At 70.3% G+C, this 13,171-nt stretch carries 13 protein-coding genes; 8 read left to right on the forward strand and 5 right to left on the reverse strand.

The genetic code is table 11. The features are described 5' to 3' along the window. Window positions 1–551: 551 nt before the first annotated feature. Window positions 552–1,565, forward strand: a complete 1,014-nt coding sequence (locus tag IH26_RS0115160; RefSeq protein ID WP_030436829.1) for a sigma-70 family RNA polymerase sigma factor — start codon at window positions 552–554, stop codon at window positions 1,563–1,565. Window positions 1,566–1,808: 243 nt separating this feature from the next. On the opposite strand, the gene IH26_RS0115165 is transcribed toward IH26_RS0115160, so the two are convergent. Together IH26_RS0115165 and IH26_RS0115170 are read right to left on the reverse strand one after the other, a co-directional pair. Beyond that, window positions 1,809–2,651 carry an LLM class flavin-dependent oxidoreductase gene (locus tag IH26_RS0115165; RefSeq protein WP_030436830.1) on the reverse strand — a complete coding sequence of 281 codons (843 nt, stop codon included), beginning with the start codon at window positions 2,649–2,651 and terminating at the stop codon, window positions 1,809–1,811. Window positions 2,652–2,792: 141 nt separating this feature from the next. Next, window positions 2,793–4,007: an ROK family transcriptional regulator gene (locus IH26_RS0115170; RefSeq protein ID WP_030436831.1), complete on the reverse strand. Its 1,215-nt coding sequence runs from the start codon at window positions 4,005–4,007 to the stop codon at window positions 2,793–2,795. Window positions 4,008–4,201: 194 nt separating this feature from the next. On the opposite strand from IH26_RS0115170, the gene IH26_RS0115175 reads away from it, so the two are divergent. The 5 genes from IH26_RS0115175 to IH26_RS63895 all read left to right on the forward strand — a co-directional run bounded on the left by IH26_RS0115175 (window position 4,202) and on the right by IH26_RS63895 (window position 9,636). Continuing rightward, window positions 4,202–5,893, forward strand: coding sequence for a type 2 periplasmic-binding domain-containing protein (locus tag IH26_RS0115175; protein ID WP_051808129.1), 1,692 nt, complete (start codon window positions 4,202–4,204; stop codon window positions 5,891–5,893). Window positions 5,894–5,967: 74 nt separating this feature from the next. Then, on the forward strand, window positions 5,968–6,948 hold the full coding sequence (locus IH26_RS0115180) for an ABC transporter permease (RefSeq protein WP_245665202.1): 981 nt from the start codon (window positions 5,968–5,970) through the stop codon (window positions 6,946–6,948). After that, window positions 6,945–7,880, forward strand: coding sequence for a carbohydrate ABC transporter permease (locus tag IH26_RS0115185; RefSeq protein ID WP_030436834.1), 936 nt, complete (start codon window positions 6,945–6,947; stop codon window positions 7,878–7,880). The genes IH26_RS0115180 and IH26_RS0115185 overlap by 4 nt, the downstream gene beginning before the upstream one ends. Then, a complete protein-coding gene (locus IH26_RS0115190) occupies window positions 7,877–9,514 on the forward strand; it encodes a beta-galactosidase (RefSeq protein ID WP_051808131.1) in 1,638 nt (545 codons plus the stop codon). Before IH26_RS0115185 ends, IH26_RS0115190 begins: the two co-directional genes overlap by 4 nt. Beyond that, a complete protein-coding gene (locus tag IH26_RS63895; RefSeq protein WP_281179737.1) occupies window positions 9,511–9,636 on the forward strand; it encodes a hypothetical protein in 126 nt (41 codons plus the stop codon). The genes IH26_RS0115190 and IH26_RS63895 overlap by 4 nt, the downstream gene beginning before the upstream one ends. A 14-nt stretch (window positions 9,637–9,650) precedes the next feature. Here the strand turns inward: IH26_RS63895 and IH26_RS0115200 are convergent, their stop codons facing one another. Together IH26_RS0115200 and IH26_RS0115205 are read right to left on the reverse strand one after the other, a co-directional pair. Continuing rightward, window positions 9,651–10,232 carry an MBL fold metallo-hydrolase gene (locus IH26_RS0115200; RefSeq protein ID WP_051808133.1) on the reverse strand — a complete coding sequence of 194 codons (582 nt, stop codon included), beginning with the start codon at window positions 10,230–10,232 and terminating at the stop codon, window positions 9,651–9,653. Between the two features lie 197 nt (window positions 10,233–10,429). Continuing rightward, window positions 10,430–10,792: a winged helix-turn-helix transcriptional regulator gene (locus IH26_RS0115205; RefSeq protein WP_030436837.1), complete on the reverse strand. Its 363-nt coding sequence runs from the start codon at window positions 10,790–10,792 to the stop codon at window positions 10,430–10,432. A gap of 95 nt (window positions 10,793–10,887) precedes the next feature. On the opposite strand from IH26_RS0115205, the gene IH26_RS0115210 reads away from it, so the two are divergent. Continuing rightward, window positions 10,888–11,199: an EthD family reductase gene (locus IH26_RS0115210; RefSeq protein ID WP_030436838.1), complete on the forward strand. Its 312-nt coding sequence runs from the start codon at window positions 10,888–10,890 to the stop codon at window positions 11,197–11,199. Window positions 11,200–11,287: 88 nt separating this feature from the next. After that, entirely contained in the window at window positions 11,288–12,091 is an 804-nt protein-coding gene (locus tag IH26_RS0115215) for a DUF1684 domain-containing protein (RefSeq protein WP_030436839.1), read from the forward strand. On the opposite strand, the gene IH26_RS0115220 is transcribed toward IH26_RS0115215, so the two are convergent. Then, complete coding sequence (locus IH26_RS0115220) at window positions 12,078–12,992, reverse strand: trypsin-like serine peptidase (protein WP_157437202.1); 915 nt, start codon at window positions 12,990–12,992, stop codon at window positions 12,078–12,080. The two genes, IH26_RS0115215 and IH26_RS0115220, sit on opposite strands and share 14 nt — an antisense overlap. Window positions 12,993–13,171: the final 179 nt, after the last annotated feature.

A 13,171-nucleotide genomic window follows, 5' to 3' on the forward strand; every position in this document is an offset into this window, starting at 1 on the left:
ATCCTGCTCCGCAACCTGTTCGACAACGGCAGGGCCCACGATGCGGCGAAACCGGACCGGCGGCGCCGGCTACGCAACCGCGAACCCGCGACCGCCGGACTACTGACCTGCTATTCGAGCGACGCCGTCCCCGGTTCTCGCGCTACTGCTGGTGGGACGAGGGTATCTGCCTTATGGCAAGTGTCCGGTAAGTCGTTGGTCCTCGTACCGTCGACACCGCAGGGCGACCTCCCGGGCGGGCCGGCGCGGTAGTGGGCCGGCCCGCTGAACCGGCGCGGCCTTCTTCGTCGCTATTTCTAGGTCGTGCCGTCCGGTCCGCCTCGGGAACGTCGCGCCGGCGCGGACGATGGCTTGGACGAGCCAGAGCAGGCCCCGCCGTGGCGGGGCGGCGATGCTATTCATGGATCCGCGCTCCCCTCGTTGGCTTGCGGTCGGTAGTGCATACACCGCGGCACCGGGAAACTGGGCGCCCGAGAGCCGCCCAGTTCGCGTCCCGGGCGGTGTATGTACCGGGCGGAGACACGACATGGTGCGGAAGGAAGGAGCGCGGGATGGCGACAGCCGATCTGCTCTCCCGGGCGCGGGCCGGGGACGGCGAGGCTTTCCGGGAGCTGGCCGAGTCCCACCGGCGGGAGCTGCAGGTGCACTGCTACCGGATGCTCGGATCCTTCGCCGACGCCGAGGACGCCGTCCAGGAAACAATGCTGGCCGCCTGGCAAGGCATCGACGGATTCACCGAGGAACGCGCCTCGCTCCGCACCTGGCTGTACAAGATCGCCACCAACCGGTGCCTCAACATACGCCGCGCGGCGAGCCGGCGCCCGGCCACCGGGTGGGATCTGTCCAAGTACGAACCGCTTGTACCGACCCCGCGCGACGAGCCCGCCTGGCTGCAGCCGTTTCCTGACGCCCTCCTCGATCGCGCCGCCGGCCGGCCACCCGGGCCGGAGGACCGCTACGAGCAGACCGAAGCCATTTCGCTGGCCTTCGTGACCGCCCTGCAACTGCTGCCGCCGCGCCAGCTGGCCGTCCTCATCCTGCGCGACGTCCTCGGATTCCACGCCAGCGAGGTGGCCGGCATGCTGGAGGTGACCGTCCAATCGGTCAACAGTGCCCTCAAACGGGCCCGCGCCGGCCTCCAACGCCGGCAGCAGCCGGCCGCCGGCCACCAACCGCCGCCGGCCGCAGGCTCATCCGCCGAGGACGCGATCGTGGCCAAGTTCGCCCGCGCGTGGCAGTCGGCCGACCTCGACGCGCTGGTGGCCCTGCTGACCGACGACGTCTTCTTCGCGATGCCGCCGGAGCCCTTCGGATACGAGGGTCGTGACGCCGTAGCCCGCTACTGGGCCCGCCAGTTCGGCGCGGGCCGTAGGTTCGACCTCGTCCCGACCCGAGCCAACGGCCAGCCCGCGTTCGGAGCCTACCTGCGTCTCCCGGCCGGCAACCGCCACGCGACCGGCTTCTACGTGCTCACCCTCGCCGGCGACCGGATCCGCGGCATGACCCGCTTCGACACCAGCGTGCTGCCGTGGTTCGGACTACCGCGCTCACTCCCCATCCGATAACCGGCAGCGGACTGCCGGCTCCCGGCCGGCAGGGTGAGCGCCAGGACGGCAACCGCCGCGAGGCCAGCGCCGGCCAGGCCGGCCGCGGTCCGGTTGCGGAGTCCGCGGGTGATGCTGACCCCCGAGCAGTTCTATCGGCGCCGGAGCGCGGCCGAGTCGATTGCCGGGGACCCTGCGCTCGGTGTCTCGCTGGCCGCGCGGTTGAGCGCCGAGTCGTTCCAGGCGCCGATTTTCGCGACTGGGTCAGAAGACGGCGTCGGCCAGCCGGTCGACCTCGGCGAGATCAGGCACGGTCGGGTCCAGGATGAGCTCGTCGAGGCCGGCCTCCTCGAACGCCTTGATCGCCTCCTGCAGGGCCTGCGGCGACCGCAGGGCGCCGTTGGCGATGACGTCGGCGAAGTCGCCGAGGAACCCGTAATAGCTGCGCAGTGACCCCTTGGACGTCTCTTCATCGCTGAGTCCGAAGTACGCCAGGCCGGCGAACCGCGGCTCGCCCTCGCGGCCGGCGTCGTGCCACTCGCGGCGGATCCGGTCGACCATCGGTTTCACCTGCGCGGGAGAGGCGCCGCCGGCGATCCAGCCCTGCCCGTGCTCGACGGTGCGGCGCACGGCCGCGTCGCTGGTGCCGCCGATGAGTACCTTCGGGTGGCCGTGCTCGGCCACCGGGAAAGCGTCGCCGGGGAGTTTCTCGCCGGCGAACACCGTACGCATGATCTCGAGCGCCGCGTCCATGTTCTGGCCGCGCTCGCGCATCGAACGGCCCATCGCGACGAAGTCGTCCTCGCGCCCGCCGACGCCCAGACCGAGGGTGAGCCGGCCGCCGGACATCGCGTCGAGGCCCGCCGCCGCCTTGGCCAGCCACACCGGCGGATACAGCGGCGTCAGCAGTACCCCGCTGAGCAGGCCGATCCGGGAGGTGGCACCCGCCGCGACGCACAGTGAGGCGATGGTGTCGTAGTTGGGGTAGACGATCCGGTCGATAGTCCCGAGCGAGGTGAATCCGCGCTCTTCGGCCCGTCTGGCCCACTCGATCATGAGCGGTCCGGGATGTCTCAACGTGTTCGGCAAGCCGATGCTGATCTCCATGACTCACAGGCTAGTCCGGCCCCGGCGGCGCGCGCCCGCTCCTCGAAGACCGTTACCTCACCCGCCGGGCGCGCCCGGCCGGTGACCTGCACCGAGCAGCCGTGCGGCAGGAGCTCAGCTCACCGAAATTGAACGGGATGGTCAAGGGGTGGGCAGCGCGCCCGCGTCGATGGCGTCCAGGATGTGCGCCGCGCCGCCGGCTGCGGGTGCGCTGGAGTCCAGGGCCGAGGCGATCACCCTCGTGCCGCCGCCGTGGCCGGCTACCGAGCCGGCGAGCAGCTCGCGCTCCGCGTCGGGGATCAGCCACGGCGCGAGGACCGTGAAGTAGCCGCCCAGGGCGACGCACTCCGGGTTGAGCAGGTTGGCCAGGATGGCGATGCCCTGGCCGAGGTAGCGGCCGGTGGCGGCGAGGGCCTCGAGCACCCGCGGGTCGCCCGCCTTGGCCAGCTGGTGGATCTCGTCGACGTGCGGGCCGAACTCGGACGGTGAGGCCGTCGTCTCGGGCAGCGCCCGCCGGATCAGCGCGCCCAGGCCGGCCATCGCCTCGAGGCAGCCGCGCCGCCCGCAGCCGCACAGCGGGCCGGCCGGATCGATCGGAAGGTGGCCGAACTCGCCGGCGAAGCCACGCCCGCCGCGCAGCAGGCGGCCGTCGCAGATGATCCCGGCGCCGATGCCCGCGCCGCCGGCCAGGTAGACCAGGTCGGCGGTGGCACCTTGGCCGCCGAACCGCTGCTCGGCCAGCACCGCGAGGTTGGCGTCGTTCTCCACCAGCAGCGGGTAGGACGGCTGGTTGAGCGCGGTGAGCAGGGACTTGCGCAGGTCGACCTCGCGCCAGCCCAGGTTGGGCGCCAGCTCCACCACGCCGTCCGCGTCGACCAGGCCGGGCACGCCCACGGTGAGGCCGAGCACCCGGCGCTCCTCGCGGGTTACCTTGGCCAGCACCCGCTTGGCCAGCGCGGCCAGCGACGCGATCGCCTGCCCGGGGCTGCTGGCGGCGCCGGTGAACGAGCGGCGCCAGGAGAGCAGCCGCTCCCCGGCCAGGTCGAGGACCACCGCGGTCAGGTAGTCGGCGTTGACCTCCAGACCGATCGCCGCGTACGGCGAGCCGTCGAGGACCAGCATCATGGCGGGGCGGCCGATCCGGTTCTCCGTCATGCCGACCTCGCGCACCAGCCGGCGCTCGATCAGGTCGGTCACCAGGCTGGAGACGGTGGCCTTGTTGAGGCCGGTGGCGGCGGCGATATCCGCGCGCGAGCACGGCGCATCGGTCCGCAGATGCCGGAGCACGACCGCCAAGTTGGTCGCGCGGACATCCGCGAAGTCGGCCGGCTGCGGCCCGCTGTCCCTGGTGAGCACCAATGACTCCTGCCCCCGCTCGATTGCCCTCGCCACCCATCATGCCGTACCGCAAGCACCCGGTAACGCAGGCGTAACAGGGCTTGTGGCTGAGCAGGGCCTCGGCTACTTTGTTTGTTTAGAAGCCCAACTAAAGGCTATCGCCAAGCGTCGCTTCGAAGCAATCGACAAAGCACTGAAGGGAGTGAAGGACAGTGAACCCTTTCGATGGAGTCCGCTCCGACCGTCGCCGGTTCCTGGAACTGGCCGGTCTCGGCGCGCTCGCCGTCGCGGGTAGCGGGCTGGTCGCGGGCTGCGGCGATGCCAAGACCAGTGGCGGTCCCGGCACCACGGACAAGAACCAGCTGAAGTCGATCCTCCCGGCTTACACGGCGGCCGCCGGCCTCAAGCCCGACATCCCGAGCGTCCAGGGCACCGACGGTTTCTTCTCCACCCCGGTCTACCTCTCCTACCCGGCCAGCCCCGCCACCACCGCGACGGGCGTCCCGGGCAAGGGCGGCTCCTATACGGCCATCACCCCGCTGTGGGGTGCCATCCCGGCGTCCACCGGCAACACCTACTACGACACGGTCAACCAGGCCCTCGGCGCGACGCTGAAAATGCAGCCGTCGGACGGTGTCAACTACGACAAGACGCTGCCCACCCTGTTCGCCGGCAACAAGCTGCCCGACTGGCTGATGATCCCCAGCTGGAACATGGGCAATCTCGGCTTCGCCGAGGCCGTGAACAAGTTCGCCGACCTCGGTCCCTACCTGAGCGGCGACGCGGTCAAGGCCTACCCCAACCTGGCCGCCATCCCGAGCACGGCCTGGCAGTGCTGCATCTGGAACGGCAAGCTGTTCGGCCTGCCGGTCTACTACAGCGGGGCCACCGCGGGCGGCGCGTTCTACTACCGCAAGGACATCCTCGACAAGCTCGGGGTCAGAGCCGACTCGATCAAGACGCCGGACGACCTGGAGGCGGCCGGCAAACAGCTCACCGACGCCAAGGCCGGCCGCTGGGCGTTCGGCGACCTGTTCGACTACCTGGGCCTGATCTACAAGTACCCGGGCGACCCGAACAAGTGGGCCCTGGACGCGAGCGGCAAGCTGGTCAACCGCTACGAGATGCCCGAGTTCCTCGAGGCGCTCAACTGGATGACGAAGCAGGTCAAGAACGGCTACGTCCATCCGGATGCGATCGCCGGTAAGACCGATCAGGGCCACCAGCGGTTCTGGAGCGGCAAGGAGGTCATCCAGGCCGACGGCACCGGCTCGTGGAACGGCGGCGACGCCCAGTCCGGCAAGGCGGCCAACCCGACGTACGAGCGGCAGGCCTTCAAGCCGCTGTCGACCGACGGCAAGCCGGAGATCCTGATGAACGCGGCCGCCGGCATGTACTCGTTCCTGAACGGGAAGCTGTCCGCCGACCAGATCAAGGAGTGCCTGTCGATCGCGAACTACCTGGCCTCCCCGTACGGCTCGGCCGAGTTCCTCACCGTCAACTTCGGCAAGCAGGGCGTCGACTACACGATGAAGGACGGCAACCCGCAGCTGACCGAGAAGGGCAGCAAGGAGGTCGCCACCACCTTCCAGTTCCTGGTCACGCCGATCACCCCGGTACCGGTGCAGGCCGGTTACGTCCAGGTCGCGAAGGACTACGCCGCGTGGGAGGGCGACATGGTGAAGTACGCCAAGAAGCCGCTCTTCTACGGCATGAACGTCACCGAGCCGGCGCAGTACGCGAAACTCACCCAGCCGATGACCGACATCTGCAAGGACATCCGCTTCGGCCGCAAGCCGGTCTCCGCCTACCAGGACGCGCTGAAGACCTGGAAGGCGCAGGGCGGCGACCAGCTGCGCGCGTTCTACGAGGACATCCGCAACAAATACGGCACCGGTCAGTAAGGCCCGGGATCGGCGGCCCGGTCCGGCCACGACCGGGCCGCCGTGCTTCCCCGTAGTTCCGAGGAGCCAGAGCTTTGACGGCGATACCCAAGGCGCCCCCCGCGGTGCCGGCGTGCCCGGCGCCGTCCGTCGCGGGCGTCCGCAAGCGCGACGAGCGCCGGCGGCGCTTCCGGCGCGACCGTGCCCTGCTGATCATGACGGCGCCGGCGGTGCTGCTGCTCGTCGTCTTCAACTACGTGCCGATGTTCGGCACGGCCACGGCCTTCCAGTCGTACAGCATCTACGCCGGCTTCATGCACAGCCCGTGGACCGGCCTGACCACCTTCAGGTCGCTCTTCGCCGACCCGACGTTCTGGTCGGCGCTGCAGAACACGCTGGTGCTCAGCCTGGTGCAGCTGGTGCTGTTCTTCCCGATCCCGATCGCGCTGGCCATGCTGCTCAACTCGATCATGAGCAACAAGGTCCGTACGGTCGTGCAGTCGATCGTCTACCTGCCGCACTTCTTCTCCTGGGTGCTGGCCATCACGATCTTCCAGGAGATGCTCGGCGGGGCCGGCGCGCTCAACCAGTTCCTCCGCCAGCACGGCATCGCGACCTGGGACATCATGACCAACCCGGACACGTTCAAGTTCCTGGTCACCGCGCAGGTGGTCTGGAAGGAGGCGGGCTGGGGCATCATCGTGTTCCTGGCCGCCCTGGCCGCCATCGACCAGAACCTCTACGAGGCGGCCGCGGTGGACGGCGCCGGCCGCTGGCGCCGCATGTGGCACATCACCCTGCCCGGCATCCGCAGCATCGTCGTGCTGATGCTGGTGCTGCGCCTCGGCAACATCCTCACGGTCGGCTTCGAGCAGCTGCTCATCCAACGCGACGCGGTCGGCCGGGACGCCTCCGAGGTGCTCGACACGTACGCCTTCTACTACGGCGTGGTCAACGCGAACTTCAGCCTGGGCGCCGCGGCGTCGCTGTTCAAGGGCGTGCTCTCACTGATCCTGATCCTGGCGGCCAACAAGATCGCGCACCTGGTGGGCGAGGACGGACTGTACCGGAAATGACCACCGTATCCGCACCCGTGCAGGCGACCCGGAACTTGCGGCCCAGCTGGGAGGAGCCGCACACCAAGGCCGGCCAGACCGGCAAGGGCGCCGTCCTGCTGGTGACGGTCGCCCTGGTGATCGTGCCGCTGTGGATGGTGGTGATCACCAGTTTCTCCACCCAGGGCTCGGTCAACCGGGCCGGCGGCATGGTCCTGGTGCCGCACGGGCTCACCGTCGAGGCGTACCACCAGATCTTCACGAACCAGCTGATCATCCATTCGCTCATCGTCAGCCTCGCGATCACGGTGATCGGCACGGTGCTCTCGATGGTGACGACGGTGCTCTGCGCGTACGGGCTCAGCCGCTCCGGTTCGTACGGGCATCGAACGATCCTGATGGTCCTGGTCGTGACGATGTTCTTCTCGGGCGGCCTGATCCCGACGTTCCTGGTCGTGTCGGCGCTCGGCGGCTACGACAACTACTGGTCGCTGGTGCTGCCCAGCGCCGTCTCGGTCTTCAACATCCTGGTGATGCGCGGCTTCTTCGCCGGCACCGCGCAAGAGCTGATCGACGCGGCCTCGATCGACGGCGCGGGCGACTGGCGCACGCTGTGGTCGGTGGTGCTGCCGACCTCGCGCGCGGTGACCGCGGTGATCGCGCTGTTCTACGCGGTCGGCTACTGGAACACGTTCTTCAACGCGCTGCTCTACCTGCCGGACAACAACAAGTGGCCGCTGCAGATGGTGATCTACACGTACACCCTGCAGGGCAGCGCGCTGCCCGGCACCGGCGTCACCAACACGGGCCAGTACTTCGGCACCCAGCAGATCGCGCCGCTCGCCATCCAGATGGCCGTGGTGACCCTGACGCTCGTGCCGATCCTGCTGATCTACCCGTCCGTGCAGCGACACTTCACCAAGGGCATGCTGCTCGGGGCGATCAAGGGATGATCCACTTCGGCGGCGACTACAACCCGGAGCAGTGGCCGGAGAAGGTCTGGGCCGAGGACGTCGAGCTGATGCGCCGGGCCGGGGTCAACCTGGTCACGGTCGGCGTCTTCGCCTGGGCGCGCCTGCAGCCGGCGCCGGAGGAGTTCGACTTCGGCTGGCTCGACCGGGTGCTGGGCCTGCTCGGCGACGGCGGCATCGGGGTCTGCCTGGCCACCCCGACCGCGTCGCCGCCGCCGTGGTTCACCCGGCTTCACCCGGACGCCATGCCGGTCACCGCGGACAGGGTACGGCTGACCCACGGCTCCCGGGACACGTACTGCGTCAACGCCCCGGCGTACCGAGCGGCCTGCGCGCGCATCACGCGCGAGCTCGCGGCGCGCTACGCCGGGCACGACGCGGTCCGGCTCTGGCACGTCCACAACGAGTACGGGACGACCTGCTACTGCGACCACTGCGCGGCCGGGTTCCGCTCCTGGCTCGCCGACCGCCACGGCGACCTGGCCGGGCTCAACGAGGCGTGGAGCACCGCCTTCTGGTCGCAGGGCTACGGCGACTGGGCCGAGGTGCTGCCCCCGCGCGCCACCCAGTACCTGGGCAACCCCGCCCACCTGCTGGACTACCGGCGCTTCGTCTCGGACGCCATGCTCGCGCACTACCTTTCGCAGCGGTCGATCCTGCGGGTGAGCGACGCCCCGGTCACCACGAACTTCGTGCTCGGCGGCTGGGTGCCGGTGGACCACGCCCGCTGGGCCCGCGAGGTCGACCTGGTGGCGATCGACGACTACCCGTCCTCGGTGGACCACCTCGCCGAGCGGGCCTTCGCCGCCGACCGGGCCCGCGGCTGGGCCCGCGACGGCCGCTGGCTCCTGATGGAGCACGCGCCCCCGATCGACCCCGCCCAGGCCCGGCCGGCCGCGCTGACCTATCTCGACCGCGGCGCCACCGGCATCATGTACTTCCAGTGGCGGCAGAGCCGGGGCGGTGCCGAGCAGTGGCATCCGGCGATCGTGCCGCACCAGGGCCCGGACACCCCGGTCTTCGCCGCGATCAGCGCGCTCGGCGCCGAGGTGGCCGGGCGCGCGCCGGTGACCGTGACGGCGACCGCCGCGCTGATCTACGACGAACAGACCATGTGGGCCTGGCAGTCGCCGCACCTGCCGGCCGGGGGCCTCGACTACGAGGCCACCTGCCGGCGCTGGCATCAGGCGATCGGCGGCATCGTCGACGTGGTGCCGCCCTCCGCTCCCCTGGGCCGGTACCGGCTGGTCGTCGCGCCGCTGCTCTACCTGCTGCCGGCGGCCGGGCACCGGGCGCTGCGCGACTACGTCCGCGGCGGCGGCACGCTGGTGCTCACCTTCGCGAGTGGCCTGGTCGACGGCTGCTGCCGGGCCACACCGGGCGCGCTCGACGACCTGATCGGCGCGCGGGTGGTGCGGCACGTGCTGCCGCAGCCGGGCGAGACCGGTCACCGCTGGCTCGACGACGTGGAACCGGCCGGCGCCACCGTGCTGATGCGCACCCCCGACGGCCGGCCCCTGCTCCTGGAACACCGGTACGGCGCGGGCGTGGTCCGCTACCTCGCGACCGACCTGGACGACCCCCGACCCAGCCTGCCCACGAACGAAACCCGGTGAATCCCCACATCTCCGGCAGGCGCTACCCGGCCGTCTACGCCGGCGCGCGGATCGGCGGGGTCCGGGGCATCCTCCGCTCGGACGACGCCCGCCGCGGCGTCAGCTACGGCGACCTGTCGTGACCGACTACCTCCCTTCAGCGCGCGGCGACAAGATCGCGCAGCGCTTGGCGGTCGCTCGGCGCTCCATGGGACGGAAGCAGGCGGGCGAAGTCGAGCAGCGTCACCTTTTGTAGCGACCGCTCGGCCTCGGCGGCGTCCGCGGTGAACGGCTCGGGCGCTCGGACGAGCCGGCCGTCCCGGTTGCCGGCCAGGTCACCAATGAGCAGCACGTCGTCCTCGACGGCCAGCAGGCTCAGGTGTCCGGCGGTGTGCCCCGGCGTGGCGATGACGCGAAGTCCCCGGATCACGGCGCCCTCCCGGGCCGGGCTGACAGAGACCGGAAAGGTGTCGTCGGGACCGGCCCAGACGGTGGCGGCCGGCGCGTGCTCGATGACATCGGCCAGGCCGCCGGTGTGGTCGGGATGATGGTGCGTCAGGATCACGTCCGTCACGTCGCCCCAGCCGCCACCGATCTCGGCGAGCTTGTCCGCGATCCTCGACGCGGACTTGTCGGGGCCGGTGTCGACGATGGTCACGCCGCTCGCGTGGGGAACGATGAAGCAACGGACGTCGAGATCCATCGGCTCCGGCCCGGCCATGCCGGCCGGCAAATGCATCTGGGTCACCACTGGCTGGATCAACACAGACCCCCGTTCGGCGAGACTACGCGGCAATGATGGCAGATTCAGGCCGGATCAGCGCCCGGTCGCGCGGTGCCGTCCAGCACGCGTCGCCGGTTGACCCGTGGGTGAGCGAGCTGATCTCGGACCGGTCCAGCCGGCGCTGCACTCCGAAGGAGGCCAACGCTTCGAAATCAGAAGCCCTGGGGTACGTCCTCGGGATCGGCGGCGGAGAGGGTCGCGGCCCACTCGGCGGACCACCGGACGAGCGGGCCCAGCGCGCGGCGGGCGCCGTGGCCCAGCTCGGTGAGGGCGTACGTGGTGTCCGGCTGCTGCTCGACGAGGGTGGCGTCGAGCAGTTCGGTCAGCCGTTGCCGCAGCACGCTGGAGGACATGTTGTCGCAGCGTTCCTGCAGCGCACGGAACCCGACCGGCCCGTGTCGCAGTTCCCAGATGATCCGCAGGTTCCACCTACGCCCGAACAGGTCGAGGGCGGCCATCAGCGGCCGGCCGGTGCTCGACCCGCGGACCGCCCGGCCCGGCCTGGGTGCCGCCATCCGTCGTACCGTCCCCTCTTGCGGCTTCGATATCCGACACACTATCGTGCGCCTCAGCGCTTCGATTTCCGAAGCACTTGGAAGGGGTGGTTGTCATGCACAAGCTGATGGTCCTGTATCCCGAGCCCGCCGATCCCGACCACTTCCGCGACTACTACGTAACCCACCACCTCCCGCTGGTCGCGCGCATGCCAGGCCTGCTCGCGTGGCGCTACAGCTTCGAGGTGGCGGCGGCGCCGGGACAGACGCCGTACTTCGCGGTCTTCGAGGCCGAGTTCGCCGACGCCGCGGCGATGACCGCGGCCCGGGCGTCTCCGCAGGGCCAGCAGGTGAGTGCCGACGTCGCCAATTACGCCACCGGTGGTGTGGTCGTCATCCACTATCCGGTGCGGAACGGCACCCGCTGAACCCGGCCACGAGGCACCACAGGTCTGTCACGACTTCGTGAAACGCGCGGGCCTATTCCTATCGCGGGGATAGGGATAGGCTGGGAGCATGAGCGTACAGCCGTGGGCGCAGTGGCACGCCGAGCACGAACGCCGGCTGGCCGATCCGCATGGATTCCTGGCGGTGACCAGCCTCAACTTCCTCACCGGCACCCCGCGGCGCTTCCCCGACGCGCCTGGCGAGTGGTCGACCGGGGCGGACGGCGTGGTCGTCGAGCTGGGCGACGGCGAGTCCCTGACCGTCGGCGGTGTCCCGGTCACCGGGCGACACTCGTTCGGGGTGATCGATGAGCGAGGTGGCGTCGACGCCGTGGCCGGCGACGCCGTCATCGAGGTGGCGAAGCGGGGCGGCTTCGACATCGTCCGGCCCCGGCACCCGGAGAACCCGCTGCGCCTGGCCTTCCACGGCACGCCGGCCTACGAGCCCGACGACCGATGGGTGCTCACCGGCCGGTTCGTGCCGTTCGACGCGCCCCGTGACGTCACCGTCGGCGCGGCGGTGGAGGGATTGGAGCATGTGTACGAGTCGCCGGGGCGCGTCGAGTTCGAGGTGGACGGCACAGCGCTCGCCCTGACGGTCTTCAACGGTCGTACGCCGGGCTCGTTCTTCGCCCTGTTCACCGACGAGACCTCGGGCGTCACCACCTACCCGGCGAACCGCAGCGTGGCCATCGACCCGCCGGCCGCCGACGGCACCGTGGTCCTCGATTTCACCCGGGCCACCAACCTGCCGTGCGCCTACACCGACTTCGCCACCTGTCCTCTCCCGCCGGCGGAGAACCGCCTGCCGGTCGCGGTCGAGGCCGGTGAGAAGATCCCGTACGAGCGCCTGGCCACCGTCACCCGGCGCTGACCGCCTGGTGGTACAGGGAAAGCAGCTCGCTGCCGAACATCGGTGAGTAGCTGATCCAGTCGTGGTCCTGGTCGTCGCCGCCACCGCCGCGGCCGCCCACCTCGCCGATCACCTGGCCGGTGTGCCGGAGCGGGTCGTAACCGGCGATCCAGGGGCTGCCCGAGACGCCGTCGAAGAAGCCGCCGCAGACCATCCGCATCTGCCGGTACCCGGCGAGCCGGGTGGTCGGCACGGTGCAGGCGATGGCCTTGTGGCCCGGGTTGTGCGAGCTCCCCGGGTAGCCGATCACGGTGACCGTGTTGCGGTAGGACGGCGTGGTGGTCAGGGCCAGCGCCTTCGTGACGTCCTCCACCTGCCGGCGGTCGCTGCCGGCGCCGAGCCGGGCGAAGGCGAAGTCGAGATCGGTGACGGCCGCGGTGGGCGGGCTGGGCCGGTATCGCGGGTCGAGGACGAACTGCGTGACCGGATAGAAGCCGTACGGCTGGTGGGCGGCGTCCTTGCCGTACGCGTAGGCGGGCACGAAGATCCGGTGCGTGGTCGAGCTTTGCCACCCGTACGCGCAATGCCCGGCGGTCAGCACCAGGTCGTGAGCCGGGCTGTGCACGACGCTGCCGGTGCAACTGGTGTTGCCGTCCGGTGACGCCACGAAGAACGTGCCCACTTGCGGGATCCCGGCGACGTAACGACCCTGCGGGATGCCGGCCGGCACCCGGCGGACGGCGGTTCCGCGTGCCACCGTGGGTCCCTTTGTGACCGACGCCACAGCGGCGAGACGCCCGGCCGTCCAATAGGCCGCGTCCGCGGCGACGGTGGCCGGCGGGGCGGCCGAGGCGGGGCCGGCCCACGCGGCGACCAGCGCGCCGAGCAGGACGGGGGACACGAGACGACGCCGGTGGATCATGATCCGACCGTACGTTCAGCGCGCCACACCGGTTGCGGCAATGGGCGAAAAGGTAAATGTGGGCGTGGACACAGCAACCGGCGGGCCTACCCAGGACGTCTCATGGAGGTGGCAGGCAACACTTACTGTGAGTCCGTTGTGAAACCGGTATGTTCCGGCGCTCTCTCATCTGGTTGTCA

Origin of the sequence: Actinoplanes subtropicus (assembly GCF_000721705.1) — a bacterium.
Taxonomy (GTDB): Bacteria; Actinomycetota; Actinomycetes; order Mycobacteriales; family Micromonosporaceae; genus Actinoplanes; species Actinoplanes subtropicus.

What these genes read in the sequence shown, in the direction of transcription:
- IH26_RS0115160 (WP_030436829.1), top strand. Translation starts at nt 552, where the DNA reads ATGGCGACAGCCGATCTGCTCTCCCGGGCGCGGGCCGGGGACGGCGAG.
- IH26_RS0115165 (WP_030436830.1), bottom strand. Translation starts at nt 2,651, where the DNA reads ATGGAGATCAGCATCGGCTTGCCGAACACGTTGAGACATCCCGGACCG.
- IH26_RS0115185 (WP_030436834.1), top strand. Translation starts at nt 6,945, where the DNA reads ATGACCACCGTATCCGCACCCGTGCAGGCGACCCGGAACTTGCGGCCC.
- IH26_RS0115190 (WP_051808131.1), top strand. Translation starts at nt 7,877, where the DNA reads ATGATCCACTTCGGCGGCGACTACAACCCGGAGCAGTGGCCGGAGAAG.
- IH26_RS0115200 (WP_051808133.1), bottom strand. Translation starts at nt 10,232, where the DNA reads ATGCATTTGCCGGCCGGCATGGCCGGGCCGGAGCCGATGGATCTCGAC.
- IH26_RS0115205 (WP_030436837.1), bottom strand. Translation starts at nt 10,792, where the DNA reads ATGGCGGCACCCAGGCCGGGCCGGGCGGTCCGCGGGTCGAGCACCGGC.
- IH26_RS0115210 (WP_030436838.1), top strand. Translation starts at nt 10,888, where the DNA reads ATGCACAAGCTGATGGTCCTGTATCCCGAGCCCGCCGATCCCGACCAC.
- IH26_RS0115215 (WP_030436839.1), top strand. Translation starts at nt 11,288, where the DNA reads ATGAGCGTACAGCCGTGGGCGCAGTGGCACGCCGAGCACGAACGCCGG.
- IH26_RS0115220 (WP_157437202.1), bottom strand. Translation starts at nt 12,992, where the DNA reads ATGATCCACCGGCGTCGTCTCGTGTCCCCCGTCCTGCTCGGCGCGCTG.